The organism is Cytobacillus purgationiresistens, assembly GCF_030813235.1.
Taxonomy (GTDB): domain Bacteria; phylum Bacillota; class Bacilli; order Bacillales; family Cytobacillaceae; genus Cytobacillus; species Cytobacillus purgationiresistens.
Map to the genome: position 1 here is coordinate 1 of NZ_JAUSUB010000053.1, position 18509 is coordinate 18509.

At 39.1% G+C, this 18509-nt stretch carries 11 protein-coding genes, 8 tRNA genes and 1 pseudogene; 2 read left to right on the forward strand and 18 right to left on the reverse strand.

From position 1 onward, the window contains the following. Positions 1-233: 233 nt before the first annotated feature. From J2S17_RS27885 to J2S17_RS27905, 5 genes are all read right to left on the reverse strand, one after another. A complete protein-coding gene (locus J2S17_RS27885) occupies positions 234-1772 on the reverse strand; it encodes an o-succinylbenzoate--CoA ligase (RefSeq protein ID WP_307480459.1) in 1539 nt (512 codons plus the stop codon). A 57-nt stretch (positions 1773-1829) separates the two neighbouring features. Continuing rightward, positions 1830-2651 (reverse strand): 1,4-dihydroxy-2-naphthoyl-CoA synthase, encoded by an 822-nt coding sequence (gene menB, locus J2S17_RS27890; protein WP_307480462.1) that lies wholly within the window; start codon positions 2649-2651, stop codon positions 1830-1832. A 122-nt stretch (positions 2652-2773) separates the two neighbouring features. Further along, a complete protein-coding gene (menH, locus tag J2S17_RS27895) occupies positions 2774-3601 on the reverse strand; it encodes a 2-succinyl-6-hydroxy-2,4-cyclohexadiene-1-carboxylate synthase (RefSeq protein WP_307480465.1) in 828 nt (275 codons plus the stop codon). A gap of 6 nt (positions 3602-3607) precedes the next feature. After that, complete coding sequence (menD, locus tag J2S17_RS27900; protein WP_307480485.1) at positions 3608-5347, reverse strand: 2-succinyl-5-enolpyruvyl-6-hydroxy-3-cyclohexene-1-carboxylic-acid synthase; 1740 nt, start codon at positions 5345-5347, stop codon at positions 3608-3610. Further along, positions 5347-6750, reverse strand: a complete 1404-nt coding sequence (locus J2S17_RS27905) for an isochorismate synthase (RefSeq protein ID WP_307480467.1) — start codon at positions 6748-6750, stop codon at positions 5347-5349. The genes menD and J2S17_RS27905 overlap by 1 nt, the downstream gene beginning before the upstream one ends. A gap of 301 nt (positions 6751-7051) precedes the next feature. Here J2S17_RS27905 and J2S17_RS27910 point away from each other — a divergent pair, with 301 nt between their 5' ends. Further along, positions 7052-7984 carry a 1,4-dihydroxy-2-naphthoate polyprenyltransferase gene (locus J2S17_RS27910; protein ID WP_307480469.1) on the forward strand — a complete coding sequence of 311 codons (933 nt, stop codon included), beginning with the start codon at positions 7052-7054 and terminating at the stop codon, positions 7982-7984. Positions 7985-8142: 158 nt separating this feature from the next. Next, entirely contained in the window at positions 8143-8994 is an 852-nt protein-coding gene (locus J2S17_RS27915) for a dimethylarginine dimethylaminohydrolase family protein (protein WP_307480470.1), read from the forward strand. A gap of 54 nt (positions 8995-9048) precedes the next feature. On the opposite strand, the gene J2S17_RS27920 is transcribed toward J2S17_RS27915, so the two are convergent. The 13 genes and pseudogenes from J2S17_RS27920 to J2S17_RS27980 all read right to left on the reverse strand — a co-directional run bounded on the left by J2S17_RS27920 (position 9049) and on the right by J2S17_RS27980 (position 18495). Next, on the reverse strand, positions 9049-11442 hold the full coding sequence (locus J2S17_RS27920; protein WP_307480473.1) for a glycogen/starch/alpha-glucan phosphorylase: 2394 nt from the start codon (positions 11440-11442) through the stop codon (positions 9049-9051). Continuing rightward, positions 11432-12883: a glycogen synthase GlgA gene (glgA, locus tag J2S17_RS27925; protein WP_307480476.1), complete on the reverse strand. Its 1452-nt coding sequence runs from the start codon at positions 12881-12883 to the stop codon at positions 11432-11434. The genes J2S17_RS27920 and glgA overlap by 11 nt, the downstream gene beginning before the upstream one ends. Further along, positions 12880-13908 (reverse strand): GlgC family sugar phosphate nucleotidyltransferase, encoded by a 1029-nt coding sequence (locus tag J2S17_RS27930; protein ID WP_307480480.1) that lies wholly within the window; start codon positions 13906-13908, stop codon positions 12880-12882. Before J2S17_RS27930 ends, glgA begins: the two co-directional genes overlap by 4 nt. 360 nt (positions 13909-14268) lie before the next feature. After that, the gene (locus J2S17_RS27935; RefSeq protein WP_307480483.1) at positions 14269-15405 is read right to left on the reverse strand and encodes a glucose-1-phosphate adenylyltransferase; all 1137 of its coding nucleotides are present in this window, start codon (positions 15403-15405) and stop codon (positions 14269-14271) included. Continuing rightward, positions 15362-17279: pseudogene (glgB, locus tag J2S17_RS27940) on the reverse strand (1,4-alpha-glucan branching enzyme). Before glgB ends, J2S17_RS27935 begins: the two are co-directional and overlap by 44 nt. A 521-nt stretch (positions 17280-17800) precedes the next feature. Further along, a tRNA-Glu gene (locus tag J2S17_RS27945) sits at positions 17801-17872 on the reverse strand. Between the two features lie 4 nt (positions 17873-17876). Further along, positions 17877-17967 (reverse strand) — tRNA-Ser (locus tag J2S17_RS27950). A 3-nt stretch (positions 17968-17970) separates the two neighbouring features. Then, positions 17971-18045: transfer RNA gene (locus J2S17_RS27955), tRNA-Asn, on the reverse strand. Positions 18046-18056: 11 nt separating this feature from the next. Continuing rightward, a tRNA-Ile gene (locus J2S17_RS27960) sits at positions 18057-18133 on the reverse strand. 7 nt (positions 18134-18140) lie between these two features. Continuing rightward, a tRNA-Gly gene (locus tag J2S17_RS27965) sits at positions 18141-18214 on the reverse strand. Positions 18215-18218: 4 nt separating this feature from the next. Next, positions 18219-18294: transfer RNA gene (locus tag J2S17_RS27970), tRNA-His, on the reverse strand. A 20-nt stretch (positions 18295-18314) separates the two neighbouring features. Then, positions 18315-18390 (reverse strand) — tRNA-Phe (locus J2S17_RS27975). 28 nt (positions 18391-18418) lie between these two features. Further along, positions 18419-18495: transfer RNA gene (locus J2S17_RS27980), tRNA-Asp, on the reverse strand. Between the last annotated feature and the right edge of the window lie 14 nt (positions 18496-18509).

The window sequence follows — 18509 nt, forward strand, 5'->3', positions numbered from 1 at the left end:
TTTTCTTATTTTGTGCGGAGAATACGCCTCATTCTTCTCTCTCTGATCTGATTTTCTTATTTTGTGCGGTGAATATGCCTCATTCTTCTCTCTCTGTTCTGATTTTCTTATTTTGTGCGGAGAATACGCCTCATTCTTCTCTCTCTGTTCTGATTTTCTTTACTTCAGTGGTGTATAACGCCTCATTCTTGCAAAAACTCCTCTCAAGCAGTTTAGCTGAGAAGAGTTCCCTTTTACATATGAATCATTTTTCTCAATTCTCTTCGTAAGATTTTCTTTGATGCGTTTCTTGGAATTTCATCTACAATAAAAAAGCGTTTTGGGATCTTATATTTTGCCAATTTTTCATTACAAAAAGATTCAAGTTCATCATGGCAAGTATCATGGTTTTTCTTTATGACAACAAAAGCTACTGGTACTTCTCCCCATGTTACATCTTTCATACCAATCACACCTGCATCTGACACGCCCGGGTGTGAGTTTAGAATGCCTTCAACCTCAGCAGGATAGATATTCTCACCGCCTGAAATAATTAAATCAGAACGTCTATCTAATACAAATAAAAAGCCATCCTCATCGATATAGCCGATATCCCCGGTAGAAAGCCAGCCATCATTTATTTTTTCAGCTGTTATCTCCTCATGACCTAAATAGCCGCTTGTCACATTCGGACCTTTGACGAGAATTTCACCAGGTTCATTTGGTACTGCTTCTGTTCCGCTTTCATTCATCACTTTAAGCTGTGAAGGGAATAAGGCTTTACCCGCTGATCCAAGCTTAGCTAGGCTATCCTCCGGGGATAAAGTAACGATCTGTGAAGAGGTTTCTGTCATCCCATATGTTTGATAAACAGGAATACCATTTTGTTTACATACTTCGAGTAAAGACCGCGATGCGGGACCTCCTCCTAAAAGCAGGCAGCGAAATGCCTCAGGCAGGGACTCCCCGTCTAAGTCATCCAGCATTTTAGTTAGCATTGTACTGACGGCGGACATAATGGTCACTTTCTCTTTATGTATTAATTGGATGACCGCCCTCTCATCAAACGCATCAATAAGAACCACTTTCATGCCATAAATAATACTGCGCATCAAAATAGAAAAACCGCTGATATGGAATAAAGGTACGGTGCATAACCATGCATCCCTGTCATTTAACCCAAGGTTCAAGCTTGATCCAATGGCACTCCAAAGATGATTGCCATATGTTTGCATGACACCCTTTGGATGGCCTGTTGTTCCTGATGTATACATGATTGTACATATATCATCGAGCGCTATCTCTTTCACTAATTCTGGCTCGTTTGTCTTGCCTGCTAATGTTTCTTTAAAAAGTGTGATAATGTCATTGAATTCGTACTTTATATTTGTCTGAACTTTATCAAAAGCATTTTCTGTAATTAAGAATTTAGCTTTGGAATCCTGCAATTGCCAGCCAATCTCACCGCTAGTCAAACGGTTATTTAATATGACTGCTCTCACTCCGATTAACTGAAGTGCAAAAAGAATAAATACCGTTTCAAGATTATTTTTCAATAATACACCAGTGAATTGACCTTTTTTCATCCCATTCGCAGTCAATTGCCCAGCAATCTTATATGATTCGTGATAAACATCTGCAAAAGAATAATCTCTTCCTTTGTAATGAAAAGCTACTCTATCTGGTGTAGTTAAAAACCTTTTATATAAGAAATTTTGCATCACTTGATTTGTCAAAATGACACCTTCTTTAATAGAATCGTTTGCTCCAAAAACCAACCTGCAATCATTCATTAATAAAAACAGCCTGATGGTTGCCCATCAAGCTGTTCTATAAAATTGCACGACTCCTCAAGGGAAACGCGGGAATTGACCGAAGTCCGGGTCGCGTTTTTCTTTAAATGCATCGCGTCCTTCTTTTGCTTCATCAGAAGTATAGTAAAGAAGGGTTGCATCCCCTGCGAATTGCTGAATACCAGCAAGTCCATCAGTATCAGCATTGAATGCAGCTTTTAAGAAACGGATAGCTGTTGGGCTCTTTTCAAGAATTTCCTCACACCATTGAATTGTTTCTTCTTCCACTTTATCAAGTGGAACGACGGTGTTTACTAGACCCATATCTAAAGCTTCTTGTGCATTGTATTGACGGCATAAGAACCAAATTTCACGCGCTTTCTTATGTCCAACGATTCTTGCTAAATAACCAGATCCATATCCAGCGTCAAAGCTGCCAACTTTTGGTCCAGTTTGGCCAAATACTGCATTATCCGCAGCAATTGTTAAATCACAAACGATGTGAAGTACATGACCGCCGCCAATAGCATAGCCTTTTACCATCGCGATAACTGGTTTAGGAATTACGCGAATTAAGCGTTGAAGATCCAATACATTTAAGCGAGGAATTTGATCTTCGCCAACATAGCCGCCATGGCCGCGTACTTTTTGATCTCCACCTGAGCAGAATGCTTTATCTCCAGCACCTGTTAAAATAATTACACCCACATTTGAATCATCACGAGCATAGGCAAATGCATCAATCAATTCCATAACTGTCTTTGGTGTGAACGCATTATGTACATGTGGTCGGTTAATTGTAATTTTTGCAATCCCGTTATATGTTTCATACATGATTTCTTCATAATTACGGACCGCTACCCATTCTACTGCTGACATAAATTATAAGCCTCCTTATATAATCATTAAAAATGACATTCCTATATATATTACCACAACATATTTTAGCAATAACTGACGAAAAACACAGCTATTTTTAATTTGTATCTTGCCTATTCCTATTAAGAAAGAGATTTTTCTTCAGAAATTGACAAAAACTCACTTACTATTATAGCAAACTTTTCAGGTTTCTCCACATGGATAGCATGTCCGCATTCATCCAAAACAACCCAATCACTATTCGGCAATTGATATGACATGCTTTTTGCAAGCTGACAAAATTTCGTGTCGAGTGAACCTGTTATTAAAAGAGTCGGAATATGTAAGTCTTTTAGCTTCCCCCACCAAGAGGGCTGTGCACCTGTACCCATTCCCTTGAGACTGTTCATTAACCCGATTGATTGGTTCTGTAACCTCTGGGCTCTCGTTTTCGTTTGCATACTCGAAGGTGCGTTTTTTAGACTAGCAAACAAAGGAATGTTTTCCCAGTAATCTATAAACTGGCTGATTCCTTTTTCGCTTATGAATTCACATAATCGGTGGTCCTGCTCAACTCTTGCCTTTTTCTCTTCATGAATTCTCAACCCTGGTGTAGTGCTTTCCAGTATTAGCTTTCTTACTTTATGCGGATATTTAACTGCAAATGTAATAGCCAATCTCCCGCCCATTGAATAACCGAGAAAATCAGCTTTTTCTATTTTTAATTTCCCCATAAGCTTATATAACATTTCTGCCTGTTCTTCGATGTCATAGCAAGACAACTTATCTGGTGCATCAGATTGACCGTGCCCTATGATGTCTACTGCAATCATTTCCGAATGGTTTTCCCAATTACTTTCAAAAGGTGCCCATGTATCACTGCTGCCGGTAAAGCCATGCAATAAAAGGAGCGGGTAACCCTCTCCCCACATATCTACATGATATTTGACATTATTTATGACAAATTTCATCGGCATTCACCCTTTCAATAATCGACTTATTTCCTGGGAAACAGAATCCCACAAATCTCGATGTTCCTTTACATTTTTGTCTCGATTTGTCGTAACCTCTAACACTTTAAATGTATCGGTCTCTGATAATAACGCAGATGAAAAGTGCTGCCAATCAGTGATTAATTCATAATGCCCGCCGAACATTTTTACACTATGTGAAAAATCAATATCCAATGGAGTGCCAAAGAGCATTTCGAAATTTTTCGGATGCTCTGCTTGCGGCAGGAATGAAAAGATTCCTCCACCATTATTATTAATCACGATGATGTGAATAGGAATATGATATAACTTTGCAGCAATCAGACCATTTAGATCATGGAAAAAGGTAAGGTCACCAATGATTAAATATAATGGCTGGGAGTGCATTGCTGCTCCTAATGCCGTAGAAACAACACCATCAATGCCATTTGCCCCTCTATTAGCCATTACTTTAATGGATTTCTCGTTGTTATGAAAGAATGTGTCCAGGTCTCTGATTGGCATACTATTACCGACAAATACAGTTGCGCCATCTGGAAGAAGCTCAGCTAGCTGTGCAAAAATCTTGCCTTCACTCAGTTCTTCGATATGTTGAATAGGCTTCAACTTTGCCTTCGTCAGATCATTACAATCCTTCCATTGTTTCAAGAATCGCGAATCTTCTTTCTCTTCGACAATAGCTGCTAGTGACTCACAAAAAAGCGTTTCTTGGCAATAAATCATATCTGTTGATAAAAGTGCTGGATCTCTAAACCCGCTGCCTCCATCAATTACTAGCTGTCTCACATCTTGATGTAATTTTAAGAATTGCAGCAATGGTTTTGATACGGGCATTGCTCCAAAACGAATAATGATTTCTGGCTTTAATTGTTCCTTCGCATCTTCATTTTTTAGAAAAGAATCATATGTATCAATAATAAGTGAATGACTGTGATAACCGCTTCTTAATTGCGAGAGAGGGTCTGCTATAATTGGGAAATTCAGCTTTTTAGCAAGCCCAATCACTGCTTTAGAAAATCCTTCTTCTTCCATCGGTCCACAAACGATGATCCCTTTTTCATAGCTGCTAAGCACATGAGCCATTTGATTAAATTCTTCTGCCTTGAGAGTCATATGACCTGACTCAATTTTCATATATGCTTCCTTCCGATTAGATAATGCAAATATGTTGGGATTATCTAATTGAGGAATTAACGGCTCTCTGAAAGGGAAGTTTAGATGCACTGGTCCTGCAGGGGATTTTTTCGCTGTAGAAACTGCACGTGTACAAGCCGAACGCACATATCTAATCACCCCATCTGAATGATCAGGAGGTGCCATTTCAATAAACCATTTTACGTTCTTACCATATAAATGAATTTGATCAATCGCTTGTGGAGCACCTACATCCCGAAGCTCATGCGGTCTGTCAGCAGTTAAGACGATGAGAGGAACACGGGAATAAAACGCTTCCACGATTGCTGGATAATAGTTTGCAGCAGCTGTGCCAGAAGTACAAAGAATGGCTACCGGATTCGTCGTCGCCTTTGCCATCCCCAACGCAAAAAAGGCAGCCGAGCGTTCGTCGACATGTATATGCACACGAAGCTCAGGATGCTCTGCCATAACCATGGCCATCGGAGTAGACCTTGAACCAGGACTGACTACGACGTCTTCTACTCCATTTTTTACGAGCTCCGATACAAACGAAGCAATATATTGAGTCAATGATTCCTGATGGTTCATCATTCTATACCTCCAAGTGCCGACAACATTGGACGGAACTTAATTTTTGTCTCTTGGTATTCACTTTCAGCTGTTGAATCTTTTACGACTCCACATCCTGCAAAGATCGAGGCCTCATTTTGCTGAATCAAGCCTGACCTTAATGCAACTGCGAAATCTCCGTTACCTTTATAATCAAGCCACCCAAGAGGACTTCCGTACATTCCGCGGTCCAAAGATTCAAGTTCACGGATTTTTTCAACAGCCTTTGTTCGAGGAACTCCGCCTAATGCTGGAGTCGGATGCAATCTTTCAATAAGTTGAAGGATTGAACTGTCCGCGTTAGCTTCTGCCGTCACTGGCGTATATAAATGCTGAATATCACGCAGCTTCATCAGCCTTGGTTGATCAGGCAATTTCACTTTCACACTTACCTGTTCCATAGCCGCCTTAATCATATCAACAACATATTGATGCTCTTCCAGGTTTTTTTCATCCGTTAAAAGCTCTTGACCAAGCACATCATCATCAGCCTGGTTCTGTCCCCGTTTAATAGATCCTGCAAGACAAGTAGTAAATAGGTTCTTACCTTGTTTTTTTACTAATCGTTCAGGAGATGCACCAATAAAGCAATCACCGTTGGATTCATACGCATATATAAAGCTATTCTTTTGATACTCCAGCAGGTTTGCCAAAACCGCTTCGATTTTAATCGGGTCTTCATATCGTAACCGGGTTTCTCTTGCCAGTACAACTTTCTTCATTTCCTCGCTTTTTAATTCGCCTACTACTTGATCTACCGTATTCATCCATTGTTCAGGATGAATCTCTGTCTGACTTAATAACAAATTTTCACTATTATAAGGTGCTTCCGCTAGATTAGACATCATATGGTTTCTTTCTGTCCATACTTTATGCAGCAAAGAAACATCATCATGCTGAGTACACACGATATTTGTTGTTAAATAGGCTTGTCCCTTAATCATGCTGTACATGAACTTGGGAATATGGAAGGTAGAATCGGAAAACTTTTCCCATAGCTTTGTTTTCCCCTTTAAAGGATCAAAGGTAAATCCGCCAAACATAGCTGGTCCTGTTCCTTCTATATCAAATGGGTTGATAATAATTGAATCATCTAAAAAGCCATTCCACTCTTTCTTCACATGAAAAAAGCGGTCAGTAGCCTGATCCGATTGAATGTCTTTACTTATCCCAATTCCTACTATAAATATTTCATCAGAAGAGTCCTTCCAAAAAAAGCGTTCACCAAAGTAATCTTGGCTTCCTGTTGCAAAAAAAGAGAGTGGTTCAACCTGTTCGATGGCTTGAACCTCACTAACTAAAATAGGTCTTTTCAAGTCCTTTGCCTTAACAATCGCCTTTTGGATCCCTTCTTTTAGCTCCGTATCATGTATCGCAACCAAAAAAATCCCTCCAATAACAGCCTTGTAGCCGCTATCCTTCATTCATTTAAGATACACCTCAATCGCTTGAGATGTCAATTATTCCAGTAATGTTTCAACCGTTCATTTCCTTATTATATTATAATGTATATAAGAATACATGGATGATGTTTTTTTAGGAAATTTCCACCTGATATACATGCAAATTATTATTGACACCCTTTAGGACATTACCTAAACTTAGTATGTGATTAATTTTGACTGATAAAAATGATTTCTGCTAAATATATTGAGGCTGAAATGATTGAAGGGAGAATCATTTATGCAACCACAACCGCAGACCAGCGTCGCATCTGCTTCCAGCACCAAGACTTGGAAAGTTTGGTGGCAGTTAACTAGACCGCATACATTAACCGCTGCATTCGTTCCTGTTTTTCTTGGTACTGCGTTAGCAGTATATGAAGCAAACATTCATATAGGGTTATTTTTTGCCATGCTGATAGCAAGTCTATTCTTACAGATTGCAACAAATATGTTCAATGAATATTATGATTTTAAACGTGGAAATGATACGGCTGATTCAGTTGGAATCGGAGGTGCCATCGTTCGAGAAGGTGTCAAACCCCGAACAGTTTTAAACGCTGCACTTGGTCTATATGGCATATCGATTATGATAGGGATATATATTTGCATGAACAGCACCTGGTGGCTCGCTGCTATTGGCCTAGCTTGTATGGCAGTCGGCTATCTATATACCGGAGGTCCTTATCCTATCGCCTATACACCATTTGGCGAAATCATCTCTGGATTTGTGATGGGCATGATGCTCATACTAATTTCTTTCTATATTCAAACTGGCTTCATCTCAATGACAAGTATCTTAGTAGCCATTCCAAGCTTTATTCTCGTTGGTGGAATCATGCTATCTAATAATATTCGAGATCTTGATGGTGATAAGGAGTTTGGCCGAAAGACGCTGGCTATCTTAATTGGCCGTGAAAAAGCGGTGAAGCTGCTGGCAGCCATGTTCGTGACTGCCTACGTATGGGTATTTATTCTCATTGCAGCAAATATCGTTTCACCTTGGCTTGCTCTTATTCTAATTAGTGCTCCAAAGCCGCTTAAAGCAATCAAAGGCTTTAAAGGAAAAACAATTGCTTTTGAAATGATTCCTGCTATGAAACATACAGCTCAGACCAATACCATATTTGGATTGCTGCTCGCTGTCGGCCTTTTTATGGCTTATATAACTTGATATAACAAAACGCCTTTGAATTAGCAAAGGCGTTTTTTTTTTATGATAAAATAATAAAAATAATCATCATATATCTGCTTCTTAATAGTTATTCTGCTTGTTTAAAAGGGTAAAGATAGGAAATATTATTGAAAAGAGATGACTTAGGAGGGGATATTATGCTGATGAACAAAGAAAAGGCTGGGTGCCACACCGAATATGATCCGCTTAAAGCAGTGATTTTATGCGAACCCACGTTCATGAATATTGATAGCAAAATCAATGAAACACAAAGAAGATACTCTGATAAAGGCTTCAATGTTCAAATAGCCATAGAACAGCATCGCCATTTTGTAAAGACATTAGAGGAACATGGAATTGAAATAATTCTGCTCCCTCCACAAGAGGAATTCCCTGAACAAGTTTTCACAAGAGATATTGGCTTCACCCTTGCTGATACAGTATTTGTAGCTGAAATGTCCGCAGAAGTACGCCGAGGAGAAGACGAAATTTTAAAGCAATGGCTTCTGAAAAGGGAAATACCGTTTAAAAATGTTCATAAGCACCGGATTGAAGGCGGAGATGTTATTATTGACGGCAAGACCATCTACATCGGCCAAAGTGATAGAACCGAAATCAGCGCCATCGAGTATATTCAAGATTTACTGCCAAACTTTGAAGTGATTCCTGTCCCATTTACCGATACTTATCTTCATCTTGATTGTGTATTTAACATAATTTCTCCAACCGATGCTTTACTTTTCCCTGGTGAAATAGAGTCCGAGACAGTAAAATACCTCTCCTCTCGCTATAATATCATCGAAGTCACGAAAGAAGAACAATTTACCCTTGGCACCAATGTACTCTCTATTGGAAATAAGAAGGTACTCAGTCAGCCTATTAACCAAAATATAAATAAAAAGCTTAGAGAACATGGCTATAAAGTGATTGAAGTGGATATAACTGAAATCATCAAGTCTGGCGGTGCCTTCCGCTGTTGTACTATGCCAATTAAACGCGAATCTATTTAACATAAATAATAAAACGGCTCATCCAAGAGCCGTTTTATTATGAGCAATTGCTCATTATGATGGATGGATATGCCAGATCTCGTTTGCATATTCTTCAATGGTCCGATCACTGGAGAAATGGCCGGATTCCCCTATATTAACAAGGCTCATCTGCCTCCATCTCTTTTGATCTTCATACGCATACCCAACACTCTCCTGTACGTTCACATAACTAGAAAAATCCCGTAAAACAAAATATTGATCATTTTCCATGATTAATGAATCAAAGATCGGTTCAAATTCATCCATCACTTCAGGAAAAAAACCGCTCTTCAGTTGATCCATTACTTGCCGTATTCTCTTATCATGATGATAATATTCCATGGAGTGATAACCGCCATGCTGATAATAATTTAATACCTCATCAGATCGTAGACCAAAAATAAAGATGTTTTCATCCCCAACTTTCTCATGGATTTCAACATTAGCGCCATCAAGCGTCCCAACTGTAATCGCACCATTCATCATAAACTTCATATTTCCCGTTCCAGAAGCCTCTTTACTCGCCGTTGATATTTGTTCACTCACATCTGCTGCAGGAAATACTTCCTCCGCTAACGATACTCGATAGTTCTCTAGAAATATTACTTTTAGCGTGTCTTTTGTAAGCGAATCTTTATTTACCTTTTCAGCTACCGAATTAATGAGTTTTATGACTTTCTTTGCAAAATAATAGCCTGGTGATGCCTTTGCACCAAAAATGAATGTACGCGGATGCATGTGAAAATGAGCATCCTCCTTCAGACGATTATATAAGTACATAACGTGGAGAATATTGAGAAGCTGACGTTTATAGGCATGAAGCCTCTTTACTTGGATATCAAAAATTGAATCTATATTGATCCATTCACCTGTTTGCGCTCTTATCCTTTTGGCAAGATTCTTCTTATTTTCAGTTTTAACATCGGAAATCGCTTGTAAATAGGATGAATCATTTTTAAATTTCAGTAATCTCCTTAGTTGATTAGGGTCTCTAATCCATTCGTCGCCGATTCCCATTGTAATCAAATTTGACAATGACGGATTAGACTTAAGAAGCCAGCTCCGATGAGTAATCCCATTCGTTTTGTTATTAAATTTTTCCGGAAAGATTTTATAAAAATGATTCATTTCCCTGTTTTGTAGGATATCTGTATGCAAGGCGGCTACTCCATTAACGCTATAGCTGCCCACCAATGCAAGATGAGCCATTTTCACTTGATTATGAGCAATGATCGCTAAACTCTCAATTCTGTTCCAATCTCCAGGATACTTATTCCACAGATCGCTGCAAAAGCGTTCATTCACTTCATTTACAATCATAAATATTCTCGGCAGCAGCGGCTGAAAGATGCGTACTGGCCATTTTTCAAGCGCCTCCGATAAAGTTGTATGATTGGTATAGGAAATAGTTTGTGTTGTAATGCCCCAAGCTGTGTCCCAGCCTAGTCCTTCTTCGTCGATTAAAACCCTCATCAATTCTGGAATGGCCAGCACTGGGTGCGTATCATTAATATGAATACTTACATATTCATGAAAATTTATTAAGCTATGATGCTGCCGCTTATACGATTGAATAATGGATTTGATACTTGCACTGACTAAGAAATATTGTTGCTTAAGTCTGAGAATTTTCCCTTCATCCTGGGTATCATCCGGATAAAGAAATTCTGAAATCGATTCTGTTTCACGTTTATACTTTAATACATCCTGATTGATTGGATAGCGTGACGGCTCAGCAGTCCATAATCTTAACGTGTTAATCGTGTCAGTTTTATATCCAGCTACAGGCATATCATAAGGGACAGCGGTAACTCTCTCTGCATGAATATGACGAAATACCTGACGACCATTTTCCTCCCTTACTTCAACCTCACCCCAGAATGGGATTTCAACGGAAAGGTCTGCCTTACGTACTTCCCATACATGCCCATTCCTAAGCCACTGGTCTGGAAGCTCAACTTGATATCCATCAACGATTTTTTGCTCAAATAAACCATGCTTATATCTGATGCCATATCCATGACCTGGGAGGTTAAGAGATGCTAACGAGTCAAGGAAACATGCAGCCAGCCTGCCAAGCCCGCCATTACCTAATCCTGCATCCGACTCCACATCCTCAAGATGAGCAAGGTCGATGCCTAAATCAGCTAGCCCACTTGCTACAACGTCTTCAATCCCTAAATTGAGTAAATTATGATGCAATAGCCTTCCCAATAAAAACTCGATAGAAAAATAGTATACCTGCTTTACTTTATCCACTCGATAGCGTTCATTCGTATTGATCCACTCGGTGCTCACATATTCTCTAATCATAAGACCTAATGTGAAAAATTGATCCTTCTCTGAGCTTTCACTGAAGCTTTTTCCACAGGTCATCTCAAGCTTTTTTAAAAAAGCCTCCTTGAATTCACCCTTATCAGAAAACATGGCTTTCACTCCTAGAGATGACGTTCGAATATAATTGATTGTATCTAAAGGCAGATTGCGCCCAGCTATAATCCATTTCCATTGCATTAATCATAATTTTTTCCCATATCTCACTTTCCCTATAGAAGGATAATGCCCTTCTATAGGTATATAGCATATCGTGAGCATTAAAGTTCTTAAATGAAAATCCATTTCCTTCACCTGTATATTCATTGAAAGCTTTAACCGTATCATTCAAGCCGCCTGTTTCTCGAACAATCGGAATGGCTCCATACTTCATCGCAATCAGCTGCCCTAAACCGCACGGCTCAAATTTTGATGGCATTAGAAACAGATCAGCACCCGCATAAATTTGATGAGCTATTTCTTCATTAAAACCAATATAAGCCTTACATTTATGTGAATATGACGTTTCCATTTCCCGAAAAAATCCTTCAAAACCCATGTCACCTGTACCTAGAAGTATGAATTGAACATTTTCCTTCATCATTTCATGGAAAACACACTTTACCAGATCTAGACCTTTTTGCTTCGTTAGCCGTGTGACCATGACTATAAGAGGAATATCCCTTTCGATTGGCAGACCGAATTGGCGTTGCAAATGCTCTTTATTCGCCTTCTTGTGCAGGATTTCACTTATATGAAAAGGCTGTATAATAGCAGTATCTTTTAGCGGATGATAGATATCATCATCAATACCATTCAATATGCCTTCAAGGTCCCTGAACCTATTCTTTAATAGTCCATGCAGCTTTTCACCATAATACTCTGTTTGAATTTCATTCTTGTACGTAGGGCTAACTGTTGTTATCTTATCTGAAGCGACTATCCCGCCCTTCATGAAATTAATCATTCCATAGAATTCAAGCTGATCTTCTTGATAATACTCCTCGCTCAAGCATAATAAATCAGTCAGAGCTTCCTTAGGCATGATGCCTTGAAACTGTAAATTATGAATAGTGAAGACTGTTTTTATTGATTCATATCCACTTCTGGATTGAAACTGAGTTCTTAATAGAAACGGAATCATTCCTGTATGCCAATCATGGCAATGGATAATATCAGGATAGTAATCTAACTGCTCCAATGCTTCAAGCACGGATCGATTAAAATAAGCAAACCTTTCGCCATCATCAAAGTATCCATAAAGCTTTTTACGCTTAAAATAATACTCATTATCTATAAAATAAAAGGTTATGCCATCATAAACTAGTTCTTCTACTGCACAATATTGAAGACGCCAGCCAACTCTGACCGTAAACTCCATTTTCTTTTTCATATCTTGCTTAAATACTTCTGGAATTGCCCCATACTTAGGAAGAATAATTCTTACATCTGTTCCTTGTTTCTTTAATTCTTTTGGCAAAGACCCTGCTACATCTGCTAAACCGCCTGATTTGATAAATGGGACGCATTCTGATACAGCAAATAATACTTTCACGAATTCATCAACGCTCCTTGTACAGTTCCTTTTCTAACGACATAAGGCGTTTCCTTAGACCCGGATAAGTGGGTGCCTTTCTCAACCTTTACATCCTTATCTAAAATGACTGAATCAAGCACACAGCCCTCCTGGACCTCGCATTTTTGCATAATAATGCAATTTTTAAGAACCACATTCTTGCCGATTTTAACACCTCTTGAAATAATGCTATTTTCTACTGAGCCTTCAATCTGACAGCCATTTGCAACAATTGAATTTCGGACCGAGCTTCCATTTAAATATCTTGTTGGCGGCTCATCTTTTACTTTTGTAAAAATGGGCTGGTCTATTAAAAAGAGAGCTTTCCATACACTTGGATTTAGCAGCTCCATACTTGCTTGGAAGTAGGATGAAATGGAATCAACCATTACTGCAGACCCTGTGTATTCATAATTACATAATGTATAGGAATGGTTTATATCCGATACCACATCAGATATGCAGGAATAGCCTGTTTCGGCCCTTGTACGAATCATATCAATGAGGAGTGATTTCTTAACTAAGTACATGTCTAATGGCTGATCATCCTTACAAATTGTTGTTATATCACAACCAGCCTCTATATGTTTTTCCAATACTGGAGAAAAGTCCATGTTAAAGATCGTGAAACAATTTGCAATTAAAGCATAGTCCTGATTGCTTCTTAAGAAATAATCCATGTTTGCAGCAAAGTGATTAAACGATCCTATTCCCCTATTTGGACTATCTAACATCGGTGAGGGAAAAAAGAATAATCCATCTCTTTTTCTATTCAAATCCCAATTCTTTCCTGATCCTAAATGATCCATCAAGGAACGATACTGGAATTTAGGAAAAATAGCCACACTCTCTATACCCGAGTTCACCATATTAGAAAGAATAAAATCGATCAAACGATATCTACCCGCAAAAGGTACAGCCGCTAAAGATCTATGAAGGGTGAGTTCATCTAGTCCCTCATGATAAGTTGTCGCATCAATGACTCCGAGTAAACGATTATTCAAATACAACCACTCCCCCTATTAGAAATGCGTAGGTGGCTTGCCCAGCCCCGACAAGCTTAAGACGAATTGGATTAGAGGTTTGCACTTTAACCTCTAAACCAATTTGGCTTAAGACCTCGAGGGGCTAGCCACCGAAGCTAGACAATTAGAAATGCGTAGGTGGCTTGCCCAGCTCCGACAAGCTTAAGGCAATGTTTCTGGAAAGGCTGGTTTTACCATTCCGGAATCCTCGCCTTAAGAACTCGAACCCATAGCCACCGGAACTAAACCAAACAAAATTTTAATAATATCAGCATTAGATGAGCCATCATTTTTGGAGGTTCTTTCTATCTATTACATATGAACAAATAAATCTCTTACTTATGCATTTTGAAACATCTCTTGCGATACTAATAAAACATCCTCTTCGCCTGAAGCCCTAATGATTGTTCCATCAGGAATAGTTATATTCGAAGGGACAATGGCTTTTTCAATCAATACATTCTTCCCTATGATTGCGTTTGGCATGACAACCGATTCACGAATGAGCGTTCCTTGGCCCACCGTTACTCCTTGGAATAAAACCGACTTGTAGACTTCACCTTCAATCGTGCATCCTTCATTAACGAGCGACTGCTGCACTTCAGCATCTGGGGAAATGTATTGTGGTGGATGATTCGGATTGATAGAATAAATGCGCCAATCATAATCAAATAAATTTAATTCACAATGATCATCCAGTAGATCCATATTAGCTTCCCACAAGCTTTTCACCGTCCCCACGTCCTTCCAGTAGCCACTAAAAGGATAGGCAACTAATTTCATCTCTTCGTTTAGCATCAACGGAATGATGTCCTTACCAAAGTCATGGGTAGACTGTGGATTGATATTATCTCTTTCCAAAATCTCATTCAATACGGACCATTTAAAAATATATATTCCCATAGAAGCCAAATTATTTTTTGGTTCATCCGGTTTTTCATCAAATTCCAATATTTCTAGCTCTGTATTTGTATTCATTATTCCAAAGCGGCTTGCTTCATGCCATGGCACTTCAATGACTGAGATTGTAGCATCGGCACCCTTCTCAATATGATGATCAAGCATTAAATCATAATTCATTTTATAAATATGGTCACCTGACAAAATCAGGACGTATTCTGGGTCATACTGTTTCAGGTAATTGATGTTTTGGTAGATTGCACTTGCTGTGCCTGTATACCATTTCACCTCAGAAGACTCACTATAGGGCGGCAGCACAGTGACTCCGCCATTTCGGCGATCCAGGTCCCACGCGCTCCCTATTCCTATGTAGGAGTTTAATATGAGTGGCTGATATTGTGTAAGTACGCCTACTGTATCAATTCCTGAATTCGTACAATTACTCAATGTGAAATCAATAATACGATATTTCCCTCCGAAAGGGACAGCCGGTTTAGCTAAGTCTTTCGTCAATGAATTCAGTCTGCTGCCCTTACCTCCTGCCAACAGCATAGCTACACACTTCTTCTTTATCATTTCTCACTCACCTTTCGCTTCTTTACAGGACGTAAAATTGACATTCCAAAAGGAGGAATAGTCATGCTAATCGACCAGGTTTGCCCATGAAATCCTTTTTCTTCGGCCATAAGAACCTTTTTATTTATGCAATTGGATCCTCCAAAAACACCACTATCGGTATTGAAGATTTCACGATACGTCCCTTCCTTAGGCACCCCCACCCTAAAGTCATAATAAACAGCTGCCGTGAAATTACATATCACCACCAGTAAGTCATCCTTTGTTCGTCCTTTTCGTATGAAGGAAAAAATAGATTGACCAACATTATTTGCATCTATCCACTCAAAGCCCTCATGTAAATAATCTAATTCAAAAAGGGGTTTTGACCGTTTATATAACTTTATTAAGTCTTTCACATAAAAATTCGTTTTTGTATGCATTTCATATTCGAGCAAGTTCCAATCCAATTGTTCTAAATCCTTCCATTCTGAGAATTGCCCAAGCTCAAACCCCATAAACAATAATTTTTTTCCAGGATGAGTCATCATATATCCTAGCAGCAATCTGTATTGAGCGAACTTTTGCCAATAATCACCCGGCATTTTATTAAGGAGAGATTTTTTCCCATGCACAACTTCATCATGAGAAAGTGGGAGGATAAAGTTTTCCGAAAAAGCGTACATAAGTGAAAAGGTCATTTTCCCATGTGACATGGTACGTTCATTTGGGTGGGTTTCCAGATAAGCAAGGACATCATTCATCCAGCCCATATTCCATTTATAATTAAAACCAAGCCCTCCATAATGAACTGGAGATGTTACTTGAGGCCAATCCGTAGAATCTTCCGCCATCATTAAGAATGATGGATCATATTGAAATACTGTTTTATTCAACTGCTGTAAAAACTCAATCCCGAAGCGATTTTCTCTTTGGCTATGATTTGGCCAATAAATAATATTCGATACCGCATCTACACGAAACCCGTCGATATGATAAAGTTCCATCCAAAAGATAGCATTTGATATTAAAAAGCTTCTTACTTCATTCCTGGCCAAGTTAAAATTAGCCGTTCCCCACACTCGATTCTCTCGATCTTCTTCTGTCGCGTATTCAAATAGATAACTACCATCAAAGCGATAGAGACCATGTGCATCCTTGCAAAAGTGTCCAGGCACCCAATCCATAATGACACCGATATTATTTTGATGACATTGGTCTATGAAATACATGAGATCCTCTGGTTTTCCATATCTGCTCGTTGCTGAATAATAGCCTGTTCCTTGATAACCCCAAGACATATCGAGCGGATGCTCAGTTAAGGGCAATAATTCAATATGAGTAAAGCCATGCTCTTTTACATATGGGATCAGTTCATTGGAAAGTTCCAAATAGGTTAATAATCCTTTACCCTTTTTCTTCCATGAACCTAAATGTACTTCATAAATAACCATGGGTACTTCCAAGACATTTTTTTTCTCTTTATTTCTTAACCACTTAGAATCATTCCATTGATATCCTTCCAATGGATGAACAATGGATGCGGTGTTAGGTCTTTCCTCTGAAAAAACAGCAAATGGATCCGATTTTAAAAATGTATGACCATCCTTGCTAACGATCTCATACTTGTATAAAGAGCCCCCTAAATCACCGTTGCAATAAAGCTGCCACACGCCCTCTTGATTCATTTTATGAAGGTCATAACCTTCTCCATTCCATTGATTAAAATCGCCGACTAATCTCACGGATATGGCATTTGGTGACCACACACAAAATCGGGTCCGACTTTCCGCACCTTCATGAATTATATGTGAACCAAATAACTTGTATGCTTCAAAAAGATTCCCTTCATGAAATAAATGCAGCTGATAATCAGTTGGAATTACAGTTTTCATATCTTTCCTCTCCCGCCTCCTTCTATTTCCAAATGGCTATTTTTGTTATATTCGTTTAAATACCCCAAAATCCTTTTTAAATTTTTAAAATATTATGACAAATTATATTAAAAATTGATATTTTTTCTATATTTTCAACACCATTCTGCAAATATTACAGAATTTCTTGTTGGAACGACTTAATACATTACATTGGATTAGGGAAGTTTGATTAACTAACATCAGGTTTGGGATCTAAAATTGAATGTAATCGAATGGAGAACTTAAAGTTGATTTAGTGACCAAATAGATTCGATGCTTATCTAATAGGGAATCTTTCTTTGGGTTGGGTGACCAAACAAATAGTATGCATTTAATGCAATTGAATTTGATTTCCCACTATATTTATGAATATTGATTGAAGGAGAAATTTTGATTAATATTTTTTCCTAGATTCATTCGCTAAATTAATTTTTTATTTTATGCTATTTCCTCTAAAAGCACAAAAAAGCTGCCAACTATAAGTTGACAGCTTTTTTGTATGACCCCTACGGGATTCGAACCCGTGTTACCGCCGTGAAAGGGCGGTGTCTTAACCGCTTGACCAAGGGGCCTTTATGGCGGAGAAGGAGGGATTTGAACCCTCGCGCCGGTCGCCCGACCTACACCCTTAGCAGGGGCGCCTCTTCAGCCACTTGAGTACTTCCCCGTATGGCTCCGCAGGTAGGACTCGAACCTACGACCGTTCGGTTAACAGCCGAATGCTCTACCACTGAGCTACTGCGGAACATTAAATAATGGTGGGCCTAAATGGACTCGAACCATCGACCTCACGCTTATCAGGCGTGCGCTCTAACCAGCTGAGCTATAGGCCCATTATATTGGAGCGGGTGAAGGGAATCGAACCCTCATCATCAGCTTGGAAGGCTGAGGTTTTACCACTAAACTACACCCGCAGTATGGGGCGACTGATGGGAATCGAACCCACGAATGCCTGAACCACAATCAGGTGCGTTAACCACTTCGCCACAATCGCCATAACTTTTTTTAAAAAAATGGTGGCTCAGGACGGAATCGAACCGCCGACACAAGGATTTTCAGTCCTTTGCTCTACCGACTGAGCTACTGAGCCACATATGCTATAATCAGGCAAATAAAAATGGCGGTCCGGACGGGACTCGAACCCGCGACCTCCTGCGTGACAGGCAGGCATTCTAACCAACTGAACTACCGGACCAAATTGCGGGGGCA

What these genes read in the sequence shown, in the direction of transcription:
- J2S17_RS27920 (WP_307480473.1), bottom strand. Translation starts at nt 11,442, where the DNA reads ATGTTTTCTGATAAGGGTGAATTCAAGGAGGCTTTTTTAAAAAAGCTT.
- menD (WP_307480485.1), bottom strand. Translation starts at nt 5,347, where the DNA reads ATGAACCATCAGGAATCATTGACTCAATATATTGCTTCGTTTGTATCG.
- J2S17_RS27935 (WP_307480483.1), bottom strand. Translation starts at nt 15,405, where the DNA reads ATGATAAAGAAGAAGTGTGTAGCTATGCTGTTGGCAGGAGGTAAGGGC.
- menB (WP_307480462.1), bottom strand. Translation starts at nt 2,651, where the DNA reads ATGTCAGCAGTAGAATGGGTAGCGGTCCGTAATTATGAAGAAATCATG.
- J2S17_RS27915 (WP_307480470.1), top strand. Translation starts at nt 8,143, where the DNA reads ATGCTGATGAACAAAGAAAAGGCTGGGTGCCACACCGAATATGATCCG.
- menH (WP_307480465.1), bottom strand. Translation starts at nt 3,601, where the DNA reads ATGAAATTTGTCATAAATAATGTCAAATATCATGTAGATATGTGGGGA.
- J2S17_RS27910 (WP_307480469.1), top strand. Translation starts at nt 7,052, where the DNA reads ATGCAACCACAACCGCAGACCAGCGTCGCATCTGCTTCCAGCACCAAG.
- J2S17_RS27885 (WP_307480459.1), bottom strand. Translation starts at nt 1,772, where the DNA reads ATGAATGATTGCAGGTTGGTTTTTGGAGCAAACGATTCTATTAAAGAA.